Origin of the sequence: Streptomyces sp. NPDC000594, from assembly GCF_040299965.1 — a bacterium.
In the GTDB taxonomy this organism is placed as follows: domain Bacteria; phylum Actinomycetota; class Actinomycetes; order Streptomycetales; family Streptomycetaceae; genus Streptomyces.
On the sequence record NZ_JBEPCY010000001.1, the window covers coordinates 424000 to 440529 of the forward strand.

General features: G+C 71.6%; 14 protein-coding genes. 12 read left to right on the forward strand and 2 right to left on the reverse strand.

The annotated features are described in order from the left end of the window. Nucleotides 1-1272 (reverse strand): right-handed parallel beta-helix repeat-containing protein, encoded by a 1272-nt coding sequence (locus tag ABT354_RS01465; RefSeq protein WP_351487375.1) that lies wholly within the window; start codon nt 1270-1272, stop codon nt 1-3. Between the two features lie 255 nt (nt 1273-1527). Beyond that, nucleotides 1528-2517 (reverse strand): helix-turn-helix transcriptional regulator, encoded by a 990-nt coding sequence (locus tag ABT354_RS01470; RefSeq protein ID WP_351487378.1) that lies wholly within the window; start codon nt 2515-2517, stop codon nt 1528-1530. 514 nt (nt 2518-3031) lie between these two features. Between ABT354_RS01470 and ABT354_RS01475 the strand changes: the two genes are divergently transcribed. The 12 genes from ABT354_RS01475 (at nt 3032) to ABT354_RS01530 (ending at nt 16388) form a co-directional block, all read left to right on the forward strand. Continuing rightward, nucleotides 3032-3400 (forward strand): hypothetical protein, encoded by a 369-nt coding sequence (locus tag ABT354_RS01475; RefSeq protein ID WP_351487380.1) that lies wholly within the window; start codon nt 3032-3034, stop codon nt 3398-3400. Then, entirely contained in the window at nt 3397-4428 is a 1032-nt protein-coding gene (locus ABT354_RS01480; RefSeq protein ID WP_351488029.1) for a glycosyltransferase family 2 protein, read from the forward strand. The genes ABT354_RS01475 and ABT354_RS01480 overlap by 4 nt, the downstream gene beginning before the upstream one ends. A 113-nt stretch (nt 4429-4541) precedes the next feature. Next, on the forward strand, nt 4542-5489 hold the full coding sequence (locus ABT354_RS01485) for a lysylphosphatidylglycerol synthase domain-containing protein (RefSeq protein WP_351487382.1): 948 nt from the start codon (nt 4542-4544) through the stop codon (nt 5487-5489). Continuing rightward, the gene (locus ABT354_RS01490) at nt 5486-6931 is read left to right on the forward strand and encodes an aspartate aminotransferase family protein (RefSeq protein ID WP_351487384.1); all 1446 of its coding nucleotides are present in this window, start codon (nt 5486-5488) and stop codon (nt 6929-6931) included. Before ABT354_RS01485 ends, ABT354_RS01490 begins: the two co-directional genes overlap by 4 nt. Then, the gene (locus tag ABT354_RS01495) at nt 6922-7959 is read left to right on the forward strand and encodes an NAD-dependent epimerase/dehydratase family protein (RefSeq protein WP_351487386.1); all 1038 of its coding nucleotides are present in this window, start codon (nt 6922-6924) and stop codon (nt 7957-7959) included. Before ABT354_RS01490 ends, ABT354_RS01495 begins: the two co-directional genes overlap by 10 nt. Nucleotides 7960-7977: 18 nt before the next feature. After that, nucleotides 7978-8973 carry a UbiA prenyltransferase family protein gene (locus ABT354_RS01500; protein WP_351487389.1) on the forward strand — a complete coding sequence of 332 codons (996 nt, stop codon included), beginning with the start codon at nt 7978-7980 and terminating at the stop codon, nt 8971-8973. A gap of 124 nt (nt 8974-9097) precedes the next feature. After that, on the forward strand, nt 9098-10144 hold the full coding sequence (locus tag ABT354_RS01505; RefSeq protein WP_351487391.1) for a glycosyltransferase family 2 protein: 1047 nt from the start codon (nt 9098-9100) through the stop codon (nt 10142-10144). Further along, nucleotides 10141-11382, forward strand: coding sequence for an endonuclease/exonuclease/phosphatase family protein (locus tag ABT354_RS01510; RefSeq protein ID WP_351487393.1), 1242 nt, complete (start codon nt 10141-10143; stop codon nt 11380-11382). Before ABT354_RS01505 ends, ABT354_RS01510 begins: the two co-directional genes overlap by 4 nt. Before the next feature lie 116 nt (nt 11383-11498). Further along, nucleotides 11499-12656 carry a glycosyltransferase family 4 protein gene (locus ABT354_RS01515; protein WP_351487395.1) on the forward strand — a complete coding sequence of 386 codons (1158 nt, stop codon included), beginning with the start codon at nt 11499-11501 and terminating at the stop codon, nt 12654-12656. Further along, a complete protein-coding gene (locus ABT354_RS01520; protein ID WP_351487398.1) occupies nt 12653-13687 on the forward strand; it encodes an endonuclease/exonuclease/phosphatase family protein in 1035 nt (344 codons plus the stop codon). Before ABT354_RS01515 ends, ABT354_RS01520 begins: the two co-directional genes overlap by 4 nt. A 46-nt stretch (nt 13688-13733) precedes the next feature. Then, a complete protein-coding gene (locus ABT354_RS01525; RefSeq protein ID WP_351487401.1) occupies nt 13734-14741 on the forward strand; it encodes an aldo/keto reductase in 1008 nt (335 codons plus the stop codon). Nucleotides 14742-15113: 372 nt separating this feature from the next. Beyond that, entirely contained in the window at nt 15114-16388 is a 1275-nt protein-coding gene (locus ABT354_RS01530; protein WP_351487404.1) for a phosphatase PAP2 family protein, read from the forward strand. The last annotated feature ends 142 nt before the right edge of the window (nt 16389-16530 follow it).

Consider the following 16530-nt stretch of genomic DNA (forward strand, 5'->3'; position numbering starts at 1 on the left):
TCAAGGGGTGCAGACGACGCCCGCGCACTGGGCGGGTTCGGCATTGCCGCTCGCCCGGTTGCCCCCGCCGTCGGCATTGCCCGGATCGGCGAGGATGCCCCAGCCGTCATTGCCCCGGGCGATGTTGTCCTGAAGGGTGTGGACGGCCTTCGAGACGAAGATGCCACCGCCCTGATTGGCGTCGGTGGTATTGCCGACCAGGCGGTTGCCGGTTCCGGGGGCCGCCTCTCCCTCGACAAGGATGCCCCGTGATCCGTTGTGGCCCGCCTGGTTGAGCCGCAGGGAGTTGTTGAGCGACAGCTCCAGACTGATGCCGTCCCCGGTGGTGTGGTCGGCGACATTGGACTCGATCAGATTGTCATGGGCCTGGCTCAGCTCGATGCCGCCGGTGTTCCTGCTGACGTCGTTCCCGGTGACCGTGTTGCCATGGGCCGACTGGAGGACGATCCCGCTGTCGCCGTTGTCCTGGAGCGTGTTGGACCGCAGATGGTTCCCGGCGGAATCGGAGACGGTCAGCCCGGCGTCCTGGTTCCGGGAGGACGTATTGGACCGGACGAGATTGCCGTTCGAGCCGAGCCGCAGGGCGATGGCGCCGTCGCTGCTGTCGCTGACGGTGTTGGTCAGCAGGGTGTTGCCACCGGAGCCCTCCAGGATCAGCCCGCCGTCCCCGCTGTCGGCGATCAGATTGCCCTCCAGACGGTTGTCGGTGGAGTCCTGGACGAGGACACCCTCACCCTGGTTGGCGGTGATCGTGTTGTCGGCGACCGCGTTGCCGCTCGATCCGCCGGTGATCAGGACACCCCGCTGGGCCTGCCGGTCGATGAGATTGTCGCGTACGTGGTTGTCCTCGGCGTTGTCGAGTTCGATACCGGCGAGTTCGTTGTCGTGCAGGGTGAGCCCCTTGACGACATTGCCCGAAGCGCCGGAGCCGAGCCGCACTCCGTGGTCGAACTGCTGGACGCGGGCGGACGTACCGCTCCCCTGGGTGAGAACGGTGTTGTCGAACCCGTTGTTGCGGATCCCGACGCCCAGGCCCACGCCGTCGACGGTGTGTCCATTGAGGTCGATGGTGATGCCGTCGGCGCCGAGGACCAGACCGTCGCCGGGGCAGTCGAGCAGATCGGCGGTGAGCACGATGTCGGCCGTGACCGTCTGGCCGCAGGAGAGCTGCGCGGCGTATGCCTCCGTCGGGTGGACCGACCAGCTGAACAGCGCGGCCGCTCCCGCCGCCGCGAACCATCCTGAAGAGAGCTTCCTGGAGAGGCGGATCATGCCGGGACCCCTTCTGCCATGGTGCCACCGGCCGCGCCTGCGGGGTCATGTGCGGACCCGTGGGCCGGAGACGGGACGGAGACGACCCGTCCTCCCGCACAGGGTCGGGCGAAGGCGGTCCGAGGGCCATGGAGCGGCGGAGAATGACCTGAGCCGGGCGAAGGTTGGCTGAATCATGGATATGAGTGGCATATCCACTCATCCATGCCTCCCGCCGTCCCCTCTCCGCTCGGCCGGCTCGGCCTCCGCCGGCCGTCAGATCCAGCCCCGGCGTACCGCCTCCACACCGGCCTGGAAGCGGCTGCGGGCGTCCAGCCTGCCGGTCAGCTCGGCGTTCATCCGCCGTACCGTACGCAGCGACACCCCGAGGCGGCGTGCGATGGTGTCGTCCGTATGGCCCTTGGCGAGCAGGCGCAGCAACTCCTTCTCCTGCGGACTGAGGCCATGGCGGTCGTGGGGCGGGGTGGGGCCGACCGGGTTGGCCCGCGCCCAGTACTCCTCGAAGAGCAGCCGGGCGACCGTGACGGCACCGATGCTGCGCAGCTCCAGCGCTCCGGCCCGCCCGTCCCTCGGATCGAGCGGTACGAGGGCCACTTCACGGTCGAAGATCACCATCGGGATCGCCAGGGACGGCAGGGTACGGGTCTCGCCGCCCATGTTGCCCAGCCAGTTGACGTAGCGCACGGTCTCCGGCGCGTTGCGGAAGCTGTCCTGGTAGATGCTGCGGATACGGACGCCACGGGCCAGCGCCCGCTGGTCGAGCGGGCGGTTGTCGGCGATGGCGTCGGGTGACTGGGCGCCGCCCGGCAGCAGGGAAAGGTATTCGAACCGGACCAGTTCGGCGAGTTCGGCCAGGCGCACCCGCATCTCGTTGCGGCCCTCCAGCCGCTTGACGACATCGTAGCCGCGCGGCAACTGGGCGGTGCGGCGGGCGGTGAGGGTGGAGACGGCGGTTCTCGCCTCCTCCAGGCCGCGCTGCTGTCTGGCGAGTTCGGCCTCTCTGCGGGAGAGCAGATAGGAGAGGCCGACATCGGGGTCGGTGGCGCGGAAGAGCTGTTCGCCGGCGGCGTGGACCTCCGCCTGGTCCAGTAAGCAGAGATCGGCGAGGCGATCGAGCGCGGAGCGTACCTCGCCCTCGCTCCAGCCGACTCTGGTCACGATCTGGTCGAGTCTGAGTTCCGGTTCCTCCAGGAAGAGCCGGTAGACAGCTTCTGTCTGCGGGTCCAGCCCGAGTGCGTCAAACATTACTTCCCCCCAAACCTCCGGTTACGCACACCACTTCGTCCGACTGCGCAGGGGTGGGCGCGAGTGCAGGATCCGACCGGGTGCTGCGGCCGGACCGGGCGGGGTGCCGCCGGTGAACATCCTCAGGCCTGCCTATGGTATGGACCAGTGGAGGGGCGTGGCCGAAAGGTGACGGGCATCTCACTGCCAGCGGATCGGTTACGGCAGCTCGGCGGCGATGCGCGGACCGGCTTCCGGTGGCAGCCGGTCGCGATGGAACTGCCTGCCACCCACCGGGGTGGCCGAGCCCCCGGCCGGCTGGCAAGAATCTGCGGGCGGGCCGAAGGAGAATCCGGCCCCACTGCCGAGGGGAGCAGCCACATGACGAATCCACCACGCGGACCGGCGGTCTGTCCGTCCCCCGTCCGAGGGCTTCCCCGGGCCGTGACGGGCGTGTCCCCGGGGCCGCCCGCCACCGTCCCGGGGAGGGCCCCGGGCGGGGCCGGCCGGGGATGAGCCCCGAGCGCGCCGCCGCATGCACCTCGTGACCGCGCTGCTGATCCTTGTCGGGACCCGAGAGTCCCACCGCACCCCCGAGCCCGGTGAATTGGCCGAGATCATGCGATCGTTCCGGCGGCCCCGGGCCGCCGGTGACGCCAGTGTCCCGGCACATCTGCACACCGTCGCGGGCTCGGACCGGGTCCATGCCGCGCTCTTCATGGAGACCGTCGACCCGGTCGACGCCGAAGGTGCCGCCTTCGGATTCCTCGCCGGGGTGCTCGCCTGTTGCCCGCCGCCCGTGGGCTGGGCGCTGGCGGCCTTCGGGCGGGTGGAGCTGACCAGTGACGCCGAACCGAGAAGTCAGGAAACGAAATGCCAGGGGAAAGACCCACCGTGTCCGTGATCATCCCCAACTACAACTACGAGAAGACCCTGAGGGTCGTCCTGGAGTCGGTGTACGCGCAGACCCTCGCCCCGCTGGATGTGGTGGTCGTCGACGACCACAGCACCGACAACTCTCCGGCGATAGCCGGGGAGTTCCCCTGCCTGCTGGTGTCCACACCGGTCAACCAGGGGGTCTCGGCGGCGAGGAACCTCGGGGTTCGGCACTCCCGGGGGGAGATCCTCTTCTTTCTGGACTCGGATGTCGCGCTCGCCCCCGACGCCCTCGCCAACGCCGTCGACCTGCTGATGAGCGACCCCGGTACGGGGTGTGTGCACGGCATCTACGATGTCGAACCGCTCTTCGACGACGGTCCGGTGGAGCGCTACCGCGTGCTCCACGCGCACTTCTGGCGGCGGCGCAGCGTCGGTGTGGTCGGCACCGCGATCTTCGCCCTGGCGGCGATGCCACGGGCGGTCTTCGAGGAGGTCGGCCCGTTCGACGAGAATCTTCGTGACTCGGAGGACGTGGAGTACAGCGACCGGCTCGGCGCGGCGTACCGGATCAGGATGACCGAGACGGTGGTGGGGCGCCATGACGATGTGGACCGCCTCGGGCCGATGCTCGTGGAGCAGTTCCGCCGCTCGCAGCTCCTGGTGCCGGTGGCGGCGGTGGAGCGCCGGGGCGGCGGGCTGAAGGCCAACCGGCCGGCCGGGGCGCTCGCCGCCGCCCTGGTGCCGGCCACCCTGCCGCTCGGCCTGGTGGCCCCCTGGCTGCTGGCGGTGCCGGTGGCCTGTCTGTTCTGGTTCGCGCTGGCCGACCCGGGGCTGGCCCGGTTCGCCGCCCGGCACCGGGGCGCGGGCTTTCTGTCGTGGTTCCTGCTGGCGCACTTCCTGGTGCATCTGGCGCTGGTGTCCGGCGCCCTGATCGGGGCGGTGCGCTGGGTGGTCGACCCCCGCTTCGGGCCCTCGGTCCGCCGGCGTGCGGACCGGGCCGGCGGCGGGGACGAGGGCCGGGGCCGTGAGGATCCGGCGGCGGTCGGCCGGTGAGTGATCCCCACCCGGCGCCGCCCCGTACGAGCGCCGACCCGTCCAGCCCGTCAGACCTGTCCGGCTCGCCCGTCCCGGAGCCTGCCCCGGCGCCCGTATCCGCCCCCCGCTCGATGCGCTCCCGGATCCTGCGCATCCTTGCCGCCGTTGTCCTGCTCGGTGCGACGGCCCTGGCGGTCGGCGGCTCGCTGGAGGCCGCCGGTGCGGAGGTCTCCGCCGCCGCCCGTGCCCCCGGCGGGCCCCTGCTGCTGGTCGCCGCCGTGTTGGCCAACGCGGCGGGCCTGACCCTGTCGATGCTCTCCTGGCGGGTGCTGGTCGTGGACGGCGGCAGCCGGCTGCCGATGCCCGTCGCCGCCCGGATCTTCTTCATCGGATTCATCAGCAAGTTCATCCCCGGCCGGATCTGGGGCGTGCTCGCCCACCTCCAGCTCGGCCGGGACGCGGGGGTGGCGCCCGAGCGGATGCTCTCCGGCTTCGGGCTCGGCCTGGTGATCGGCATCGCCACCGGCGCCGGTGCCGGACTGCTGGTGGCACCCACCGTCCTCGGCGGATACGCCTGGGCCCTCGCGCCGCTGGTGCTGCTGGCCGCCGCCGCCTACGCCCGCCCCGGATGGGTGAACCGGCTGGTGGCGCTGGCCATGAGGCTGGCCCGGCGGCCCGCCGTCGAGCCGGGTTCGCCGCGGGCCGTACGCCGCTCGATCCTGCTGGCGCTGGCCTCCTGGGCGGTGTCCGGTCTCCATCTCTGGGCGCTCGCCGTGCTCTTCGGCGCACCGGCCGTGCCCTCCCTGGCGGTGTCCGTCGGAGGGTTCGCCCTGGCCACCGTCGCGGGCAGCCTGGCCTTCGTCCTGCCCGACGGCATCGGCGCGCGGGAGCTGGTGCTGCTCGCCCCGCTGGCCGCCGTGATGCCGCTGTCCGCCGCGACCGCCGCGGTGATCGCGAGCCGTCTGGTCTGTGTCCTCAGCGAGGTCGCCACCACGGGTGCCGCCCTGCTCTGGGCCCGGCTCGCCCGCCCCGCTCCGCCCGCCCTGTCCCGTACCGCCGTTCCCGAAGGGGTCCGATGACCGCCGCCGCACCACTGATCAGCCTGGACGAGGCAGAGGAGTTGACGATCGGTCAAGTCCACGATCTGTACCGCTCGCACGTCAACAAGAGCCAGGTGGCCCTGATGACCTCCTTCGGCTTCGGCCGGGAGCTGGTCGACCGCGCCGAGGGCGCCTGGATCCACACCCGCGACGGCCGCCGCATCCTGGACTTCACCGGCGGCGTCGGCGTGCTCAACCACGGCCACAACCACCCCCGTATCCTGGCCGCCCGCAAGCGCTTCCAGGAGCGGCAGCGGATGGAGGTCCACAAGACCTACTTCTCCCCGTATGTCGCCGCGCTGGGCCACAACCTCGCCCGGCTGCTGCCGGGGGACCTCGGGATGTCCTTCTTCCCCAACTCCGGTGCGGAGGCCGTGGAGGGAGCGGTCAAACTCGCGTACAAGTACCACGCCGGACGCCGGGCGCGGATCCTCCACGCCGACATCAGCTTCCACGGCAAACTCCTCGGCTCCGGAAGCCTGACGGGCAGCGCCCAGTCCTCCGCCTTCACCTTCCCCGGCATCCCCGGGGTCGCCACCTTCACCTACGGCGACCTGGAATCGGTGCGCGCGGCCGTCGCCCGAGCCCGGGACGCCCAGGGGCGCTGCGACGTCTACGCGATCCTCATCGAACCCTTCTCGGCCTCCACCATGAACGAGTGCTCGGAGGAGTTCCTGCGCGGGCTGCGCCGGCTGTGCACCGCCGAGGACATCGTGCTGATCTTCGACGAGATCTACACCGGCTGGGGCAAGACCGGCAGCCTGTTCCACTTCATGCGCTACCCGGGCCTGGTGCCCGATGTGGTCACCACCTCCAAGGCCTTCGGCGGCGGCAAGTCCTCCATCTCCGCCTTCGTCGCCCGCGAGCCCGTCTTCAAGAAGGCCTACGACAACCTCGGCGACGCCATGCTCCAGTCCACGAGCACCACCTACTACGGCTTCGGCGAGGAGACCGCCACCGCCATCGAGGCCGTCAACATCGTGGTCGAGGACGACTACCCGGCCCGCGCCCGCGACCTCGAACGGGTGCTCCGCCCGGGTCTGGAACGGCTGCGCAAGCAGTTCCCCGACATCATCGCCGACATCCGGGGCGCCGGGGCGCTGCACGGGGTGTTCCTGGACGGCGGCCCGCGCATCCTCGACCTCGTCGCCAGGCTCGCCCCCGGCGGCCTCGCCCGCGACCCGCTGCTGCGCACCAAGCTGATCACCTGCGCGGTGATCCAGGCGATGTACCAGGAGCACCAGGTGTTCCTCTACTACACCCTCAACGGCCGCAGCCCGCTGGTCGTCGCCCCGCCGCTGGTCGCCGGGGTCGAAGAGGCGGAGATCTTCCTCGACGCCTTCGAGCAGACCCTCGCCAAGGGCCTCACCCGGCTGCTCACCTCCTTCGTCAAGGACAAGGCGGTCTCCCGATGGGCCTGAGCATCGCCGTCACCGGAGCCGCCGGCATGCTCGGCTCCCATCTGGTCGCCCGGCTGGCCGCCGACGGGCACGAGGTCACCGGGATCGATCTGCGCCCCGCCGACAGCACCCCGGAGGGCGCCCGCCATCTGCTCGCCGACATCCGCGACACCGCCGCCCTCGCCCGTGCCTTCACCGGGGCCGACGCCCTGGTGCACTGCGCCGCGGCGCTGCCCAGCTATCCCGTCGACCAGATCCGCTCCATCACGGTGGACGGCACCCGCAGCGTCCTCACCGCCGCCGAACGGACCCGTATCCCGCGCGTGGTGCACATCTCCTCCACCGCCGTCTACGGGCTGCCCAAGCGGGTGCCCACCCCCGAGGAGCACCCGCGCGAGCCCGTCGACCCGTACAGCGGCGCCAAGGCGGAGGCGGAGACGGTCTGCGAGGAGTTCCGCGCCCGGGGGATGTGCCTGCCGGTGCTGCGCCCCAAGACCTTTGTCGGGCCCGGCCGGATGGGCCTCTTCTCGATGCTCTTCGAATGGGCGGACGAGCGGCGGAACTTCCCGGTCCTCGGGCGCGGCGACGTCCGGATCCAGATGTTCGGCATGGCCGACCTGGTGGACGCGGTGGTACTCACCCTGGAGGCACCGCCGGAGATCGCCAACGATGTGTACAACGTCGGCGCCGCCGAGTTCGGCACCATCCGCGAGGACTTCCAGGCCGTCCTGGACGCCGCCGGGCATGGCAAGCGGGTCGTCCCGCTGCCCGCCGGACCCGCCCTCGCCGTGCTGCGGGGCCTGGAGCGCACGAAGCTCTCACCCGTCTACGGCAGGCTGCTGTACAAGCTGCTGGACGACAGTTACGTGGACATCAGCCGCGCCCGCGAACGGCTCGGCTTCCAGCCCCGGCAGTCCAACCGCGACGCCATCCTGCGCACCTACGCATGGTGGCGCACCCTGCCCGCCGCCCGCGCCGCCACCGGCGGCCGGACCAGCCGCGACCCCTGGAGACAGGGAGCGCTCGGGCTGGCCAAGGTCCTCTTCTGACCCCCTGGAGCCCCAGCAGTGGACAGCCATGCCGTGGACATCCCGAAGATCTCCGCCACGCCCCGGCGCGTGGCCGCCCCACCAGCCTCCACCACCCCTCCCGCACCTCAGGCGGAGGCCGCCGAACCGCGCCGCCGGCCCTGGGCGGACCTGCTGACCCTGATCCGCCCCGGCCAGTGGGTGAAGAACCTGGCCGTCGTACCGCTCGTCCTGCTCGACACCCGCCACTGGACCTCCTCCGGCGCGGGCCGGATCCTGCTGGCGCTGGTCGTCTTCACCCTCGCCTCCGCGATCGTCTATGTGGTCAACGACCTCGCCGACCGCGAACGCGACCGGCTCCACCCGGACAAGCGGGACCGCCCGCTCGCGGCCGGACGGATCGGCACCGGCGGAGCCCTCGCCCTCGCCGCCGTCCTGGCCACCGCCCTGACCGCCGCCGTCCTGGCCCGCCCGGTCGCCGAGTCCTGGCCGGTCGCCGTCTATCTGCTGATCAGCATCGGCTACAGCCGGGGACTCAAACACATCCCCCTGCTGGACGCGTTCATCGTGGCCACCGGCTTTGTGCTGCGCCTCGCCCAGGGCTGCGTCGCCCTGGGCAGGCCGGTGCCCTACTGGCTCGCCATCTGCGTCTTCTCCTTCTGCCTGCTGCTCTCGCTCGGCAAACGACGGCATGAACTCATCGCGGCCGAACTGGGCCACCGGCCCGCGCTGCGCGGCTACACGGTCGCCTTCGCCGATCATCTGATCGCCGTGACCGCCGGCCTGACCGCCGTCGCCTATCTGCTGTTCCTCCACGAGGAGGCGGCCTTCGCCGGTGCCGCCCACACCGCGGCACGGCTCTCCGCGCTCTGCGCGATCTTCGGCCTGGCCCGCTACCTCCAGGTGCTGCTGGTCGAGGAGGGCGGCGGCAACCCCGTCCGGGTCCTGCTGCGGGACCGCGCCACCCTGGTCAACTCCGCGCTGTGGGCCCTGCTCATCGGCACCGCGCTGCTCCTGGCGGCGTCCGCGGCCTGACCGCGTACCCCGCACGGGCGTACCCCTCACGGGCGTACCCGCACCCCGTGCCACGCACCTCCGCGCCGGTCCCGCCGGCCGACCCTCCGTGCCCTGCCCGCCTGCCCGAAAGGCATGCCCCGACATGACCCGCCCCACCGGAAACCCCCTGGTCTCGGTCGTCATCCCGAACTACAACTACGGCCGCGCCCTGGAACTCTGCCTGCGCGCCGCCCAGGCCCAGACCTACCGGCCCCTGGAGATCCTGCTCGTCGACGACTGCAGTACCGACGACTCGGTGGCCGTCGCGCAGTCCCTCGGTGTACGGGTCGTCAGCACCGGGGTCAACAGCGGAGTCGCCATCACCCGCAACACCGGAGCCGCCCACGCCGGCGGCGAGATCGTGGTCTTCGTCGACTCCGATGTGGCCATGGAACCCGACGCCGTCGCCCACGCCGTCGCCATGCTCCGGGAGAACCCCCGTATCGGCGCGGTCTGCGGCACCTACGACGCGGAACCACTGATCCGTGACAGCCTCATCGAGGAGTACCGCTGTCTGCACCAGTACTACTGGCTCGCCGAGCACGAAGGGCGGATCGGCACCCTGCACACCGCCATCTGCGCGATGCCGGCCGAGGTCTTCGCCGAGATCGGCCCCTTCAACCCCAAGCTGCGCCACACCGAGGACGGCGACTACGCCGCCCGGATCTGCCGCCACTACGAGGTGCACAGCTCCACCACCGTACGCGGACGCCACGACCACGACGACACCTGGCGGGTGGTGCTGCGCAAGGTCTTCCACCGCACCCGGCTGCACATCCCGCTCTATGTCCGCCGCCGCGACCTGCCCGGCGGCATCGCCACCGGCCCCCGCGCCGGAGCCAGCGCCGCCGCCCTGCTGGCCCTGGCCACCGTACCCACCCTGCTGCTCGGCGCCCTCTGGCCGCTGCTGCCGGCCGGGCTGGCCCTGATGTCGCTGCTCGCCGACAGCTCCCTGTACGCCTTCGTGTTCCGGCGCAGGGGGTTCTGGTTCACCGCCTACTTCGCCTTCGCGCACTTCGTCGTCAACGCCGCCATCGCCCTCGGCGCGGGCATCGGCGTCCTCCAGTGGCTCACCTCCCGGCGCTTCCGCGGTCTGTACGACCCGCCGGTGCCGCAGGACGCCGGGCGGACCACCGGAGCGACGGCGTGAGCGCACCCGCCGAACCCGTCCCGGCCACCGCACCCGCCGACGGCCCGCCCGCCGCGCCTCCCGGCGGGCCCGCCGCCGCGTCCGCCGCCGGGGCGGCCACCGCACCACCCGCCCGGCCGGACCGCCGGACCCGCGCGGCCCGTACCACCGGCACCCTGCTCTTCGCCCTCGCCGCCCTCTGGGCACTCAACACCGTCCTGCGCACCGCGTTCAGCGGCCGGTGGTGGCTCTGGAACGGTGTCGACCTCGCACCGCCCCTCGCCTATCTGGCCGTCCCCCTCGTCCTGCTGGTACCCGCCCTGCCGCTCCGCCGACTGCGCCGGACCACCCTGCTCCTGCTCGCCCTCGCCCTGCTCCTGGGCGCCGGGCAGGCGGGCGTCCACCCCGGAGCCCTGCTGCGCGACCGGCCGCCGGTACCCGCCGGAGCCCTGCACGTGGTCACCTGGAACACCTTCTTCTGGCACCAGGACAGCGACCCCGAGCGCTTCTACACCTATCTGCGCGACCAGAACGCCGACATCTATCTGCTCCAGGAGTACCAGAACGCCCGAGGGGACCGGCCCGCCCCGATCGACGACCTCGCCCGGATCAGGGCCGCCTTCCCCGGCTACCGGATCGCGACCGAGGGAGCCTTCCTCACCCTCTCCCGCCACCCCATCACCCTCACCCGCGCACTGCGCCCGGCGGGGCTGCCGGAACCGGACACCGACTGGCCCGACTACTGGAACATCCGGGCGCTGCGCACCGATGTCAGCGTCGGCGGACGCACCCTGTCGCTCTACAACACCCACCTGCCCGACCTGCTCAATGTCGACCGCAACCCGCTGACCCCGGCCTACTACCACGCCCTCGACGAGCACGCCCACCGCCGACTGCTGCACTTCCGCGAACTCCGCGCCGATCTGGACGCCAACAGCCACCCGGTGGTGCTCGGCGGCGATCTCAACACCCTGCCGGGCAGCGAGGACCTGCGCTGGTTCCGGGGCCTGCGCGACACCGCCGAGTCCGGCACCGATCTCTACCCGGCGACCTTCCCGGCCGGGCCCGCCGCGGCGTGGCGGCTCGACTGGACCTTCGCATCGCCGGACATCGACATCCACCGCCAGACGCTGGACGACCCGCCCGGGGGCCTCTCCACCCACCGGCTGATCGACCTCCGGCTCTCCCTGCCCCCACCGCCGTCCGCCCGTCCGGACGGCGCCCGTCCGGCCCCCGCGCACCCGAAGGCCCAGCCATGAACCCCAAGGCCCAGCCATGAACCCCAAGGCCCAGCCATGAACCCCAAGGCCCAGCCATGGACCCCAAGGCGCAACCATGAACCCGAAGGCACAGCCATGAACCCGAAGGTCCAGCCATGACCACCGCCCGCGCCACGCGCCCGTACCGCTTCGACCTGACCGTCGTCCTCACCTACTACCTGCCGTACACCAGCGGGCTGACCGAGGTCGCCCGGACGCTCGCCGAAGGGCTGGCCGCACGGGGCCGGCGGGTCGCGGTGGTCGCCTCCCGCCACGATCCGTCCTCGCCGGTACGGGAGCGGGTGAACGGGGTGGAGGTGTTCCGCGCGCCCGTCGCCGCCCGGATCGGACGCGGCGTGCTCAGCCCCGGCTTCCTCCCGCTCGCCGCCCGGCTCGCCCGCGCCTCCCGGGCCGTCAACATCCATCTGCCGATGCTGGAGGCGGGCCCGCTGGCCGTCCTCGCGGGCCGTACCCCGGTGATCACCACCCACCACGACGACGTCTGGCTGCCCCCCGGCCGCCTCGCCGGACTCCAGGTCCCCGTCGTGGACGCCTCGGTCGCCACCGCGCTGCGCCGCTCCGCCGCCGTCGTGGTCAACAACACCGACCATGCCGAACACTCCCGCCACTGGCCGCTGATGCGCGACCGCCTCGCCGTGATCCCCCCGCCCTGCCGGGTTCGGGAGCCGGCCCCCGCCACCTTCCGGGACGGGCCGGGCCCGCACTTCGGGTTCCTCGGGCGGATCGCCCCCGAGAAGGGCCTGCACCATCTGGTCGACGCCTTCCGCACCATCGAGGACCCCACCGCCCGGCTGCTGATCGCGGGCGACTACTCCCAGGTGGCCGGCGGCAGTGTGGTCGGCGCGCTGCGCGAGCGCTCCACGGGGGACCGGCGGATCCGCTTCACCGGATTCCTCACCGACCGGCAGGTGTCCGAGTTCTACACCTCCCTGGATGTCTTCGCGCTGCCGTCGGTGGCCGAGGAGTCCTTCGGCATCTCGCAGACCGAGGCGATGATGATGGGCGTCCCCTCGGTCGCCGCCGACGCCCCCGGCATGCGGGTACCGGTCACCAGCACCGGATTCGGCCGGCTCTTCCCGCCCGGAGACGCCGCCGCGCTCGCCGCCGCCCTGCTGGAGGCCGCCGCCTTCCCGTCCGGGCAGCGGGCCGATGGCGGTCGGGCCACCCGGGCCCGCTACGGCGCCGACGGCTGCCTGGACAGTTACGACACCCTCCTGGACACGCTCGGTGCGGCCGGCCGGGTGGCCGTATGACGCTCGGTCGGTTCGCCCTGGTGGCAGCCGTCCTGTGGGCCGTCTTCCTCCTGGCCCATCTGCTGCTCAACGGGCGCTGGTGGGGCTGGCTGCTGCCCTCGCTGGCCCCGCCGCCGCTCTTCGCGGCGGTGCCCGTCCTCCTCGGCGCGCTCGGTCTCATCGCGGGCGGGCCACCGGGCCTGGCCGCCACCGCGCTGGCCGCCGCAGCCCTGGCCGCCGGTGCCGGTCAGAGCGGACTGAGGCCCGGGGCACGGCTGCCCGGGGCGCTGCGCGGCCGACGCCCCGCCCCGCCCGCCGGGGCGCTGCGCCTGGTCTGCTGGAACACCCAGCACTGGTGCCAGCGGACCGACCCGGAGCGGTTCTACGCCTTTCTGCGCCGACTCGACGCCGATATCTATCTGTTGCAGGAATATCACCACGACCGGCTCGACGGCACCTATGAGTTGATCGACGACCGGACCCGGCTGCGCGCCGCCTTCCCCGGGTACGGGATGGTCGTCGCCCGGGGTCTGGTCACCCTGTCCCGGCTGCCGGTGGCCGAGGTCGTCGAGACCGCTGCCCGTCGCACCCTGCGGGTCGATCTGCGGCTGCCGGACGGGGGAGTGCTCGCCACCTTCAATGTGCATATCCCCGTACAGATGCGGCTGATCAGCCCGGCGCGGGCCGCGTTCTACCGGGCGGTACGGGCCCGGGCGGCCGACCGCGAACGGGAGTACCGGGGGCTGGCCGCCGATGTCGCCGACTGCCCCCATCCCGCCGTGATCGCGGGCGACTTCAACACCACCCCGGCCATCGGGGACGCCCGCAGGATCGCCCGGCTCGGCACGGACGCGGCGCGGGTGATGGATCGTCTGTACCCCGCGTCCTGGCAGCCGCGCCCGGGTGTGCGATGGTGGCGGCTGGACTGGGTGCTGACCACGCCGGGCGCCCGGGTGCACACGTACCGGTTCCGCGACCCCGGGGACCTGTCCGACCACTGTGTCCAGGAGGTGACCGTCTCCCTGGACGGTGAACGCCGCCCGTCCCGCTGATCCGCGCCCCTTTGTGCCCTGTAGCGAACTACCGAGGAGACTTGAGATGCGTCACCGCTTCCTGGGGAACACCGGCTTGGTGGTCAGTGAACTCTGCCTGGGTGCCATGACGTTCGGGCGGGAGAGCGCCGAACCGGAGTCCCATGCCGTCCTGAACCGCTTCACGGAGGCGGGCGGCAACTTCATCGACACCGCCGACATCTACTCGGCGGGCGCCTCCGAGGAGATCATCGGCCGCTGGCTGAAGCAGCGCCGCCGTGATGACGTGGTGATAGCCACCAAGGTCCGCTACGGCACCGGCGACAGCCCCAACGACCGTGGCCTGGGCCGCAACCATCTGATCGCCGGGGTGGAGGCCAGCCTGCGCCGGCTCGGCACCGACCACATCGATCTGTACCAGGTGCACGCCTGGGATCCGGCGACACCGCTGGAGGAGACCCTCTCCACCCTCGACACCCTGGTGAAGTCCGGCAAGGTCCGCTACCTGGGGGCCAGCAACTTCACCGGCTGGCAGCTCCAGAAGGCCCTCGACCTCAGCCGGCTGCACGGCTGGGAGCGCTTCACCGCCCTCCAGCCGCTGTACAACCTGCTCGACCGCTCCACCGAGTGGGAGCTGATCGAGGTGGCCCGGAACGAAGGTCTCGGCGTCATCCCGTGGAGCCCGCTGCGGGGCGGCTGGCTCAGCGGCTCGATCCGGCCGGGCGACACCGCCCCGCCGGCCGGCAGCCGGGTCGAGACCGCCGAGCGGCTGGGCTGGGGCGAGTCCTGGAGCGCGTACCAGGACGAGCGGACCTGGCGCGTCCTGGAGGCCCTCTTCGCGGTGTCGGAGCGGAGCGGGCTGACCCCGGCCCAGGTCGCCGTCGCCTGGCTCGGCGGGCGCCCCACCGTGACCGCCCCGATCATCGGCGCCCGCACCCTCGACCAGCTGGAGAACCTCCTCGGCGTGGCCGGCGTCGACCTCGACCCGGCCGATGCGGCGCTGCTCACCGAGGCCGGTGACCAGCCCCTGCCGTACCCGTACAGCGTCATCGCCACCGACCCGGCCCAGCGCTGATCCATCCGGCGGCCCGCCCCCTCGCACCGGGCGGGCCGCCCCTCGGCGATCTCTGAACCGACCACACCTAGCGGGGAATTGTAATTATTTGCCCCTATATGCCCCATTTTTAATGATGGAGGCGTCGGGCTTTCGGTGATATCCGTGTGAGGTCGGGCTCGGTCGGCGGGGCCCGCTGGACCGCTTCGATAACATGATCTGATGAACGGTGATCGCCCTGATCGCCTGTCCCGTGCGTGCAGCGTGCCCCATGGCGCGAAGGACGACCTTCCGGTCAAGATCAAGTAATTGGCTAAACAATTGATACGTATAACAGGGTGGTTCTCGCAGGAAAGGCGCGGAGCCGCGTTCGCCGCGTTGCGTCAGCCCCGGGTGAGGCTATGGGCGGCTGCGGCTGTGGTGGCCCTCGCGTTCCTGATCGCGCTGGAGATCGCCGCACGTAACTATCATCTGCCGGGGCCGATCGTCCATCAGGCACGGGAGGCGATATTCGTCCCCGCGTCGGGGCCCCTGCTCTACGCCAGCATGGCGTTGATGATGGTGGTGCTCACCTGGCGGCAGCGGTTCATCGCGGTCGGCGCCGCGGTCGGCATCGACATCGTGTTCGCGCTCGTACGGTGGGCCGCTGACGCCGAGCAAGGCTATGGCAACGGTGCGTTGTGGGTGATTCTAGGCGTCGCGGTCATCGCCGTGACGCGACGCGCCGGTCAGGACCGCGTTCTGTGGCTGAAGGGCGTCGCCCTGGGCCTGCTGCTGGTGGCGGGCCGCAAGACCGGCGACACCTGGCTGCTGATCACCTCCAAGACCCGCCCCGAGGTGCTCGACCAGTATGTGCTGACCGCCGATCAGGCCCTGGGCAGCCCGTCGTGGCTGGTGGGCCGGATGGTCAACGCCACCGGCCCGGTCGGTGCCCACATCCTCGACTGGGTCTATGTCAAGCTGGCGGTGGCCGCGGTCGTCTTCGCGGTGTACCAGCTGCGTCATGTGGCCACCGAGCGCCGGTTCCCGGCCCATCATCTGGTGCGCACCTTCCTGGTCATCGGTCTGCTCGGACCGGGCATCTACATGATCTTCCCCGTGGTCGGCCCGATCTTCGCCTATGGCGCCGACGGCGGGCAGTGGGCGGTGGCCAATCTCTGGCCGGAGACCCAGCCGCAGATCACCACCCCGCAACTCATGCCCTTCGACGAGATCACCCCGCGCAACTGCATGCCCAGCCTGCATACGGCCTGGGCTGTGGCGATCTTCATCCACTCCCGGAAGGCCCCGCGCCTGCTGCGGCTCGGAGGCACGTTCTGGCTGATCGCCACGCTCGCGGCGACGCTGGGATTCGGCTACCACTACGGGGTGGATCTTGTCGCCGGAGTGGTGTTCACCCTCACGATCGAGGCGGCGCTGCGCTCGCTCGCCCGTGGCTGGGACCGGTCGGGCACGCTGATCGTCGCCTACGGCGCGACGGTCTTCACCGCGTTCCTGGTGTCGTACCGCTATCTGTCGATGGAGATGGCCGAGTATCCGTGGCTGTTCGGGCCCCTTCTCCTGCTGGCGATGGCCTCGGTGATCTACGGCTATGTACGGACCACCAAGCGGTGGGAGGCCCAGCCCGTACCGGCTCAGCCGTCGGCGACAGCGCTCGAACCGGCCTGACGGCCGTCCGGCCGGTGGCTGTCGTGACGGTCTGATCCTCGGGTCGGAGCAGCGGGGGAGAGCCCGGCGTGGGCCGGGACTCTCCCCCGTGGCATGTCCGGCGCCGGTGAGGGCGCCGTCCGGCCGGTGTCCCGGCACGCGA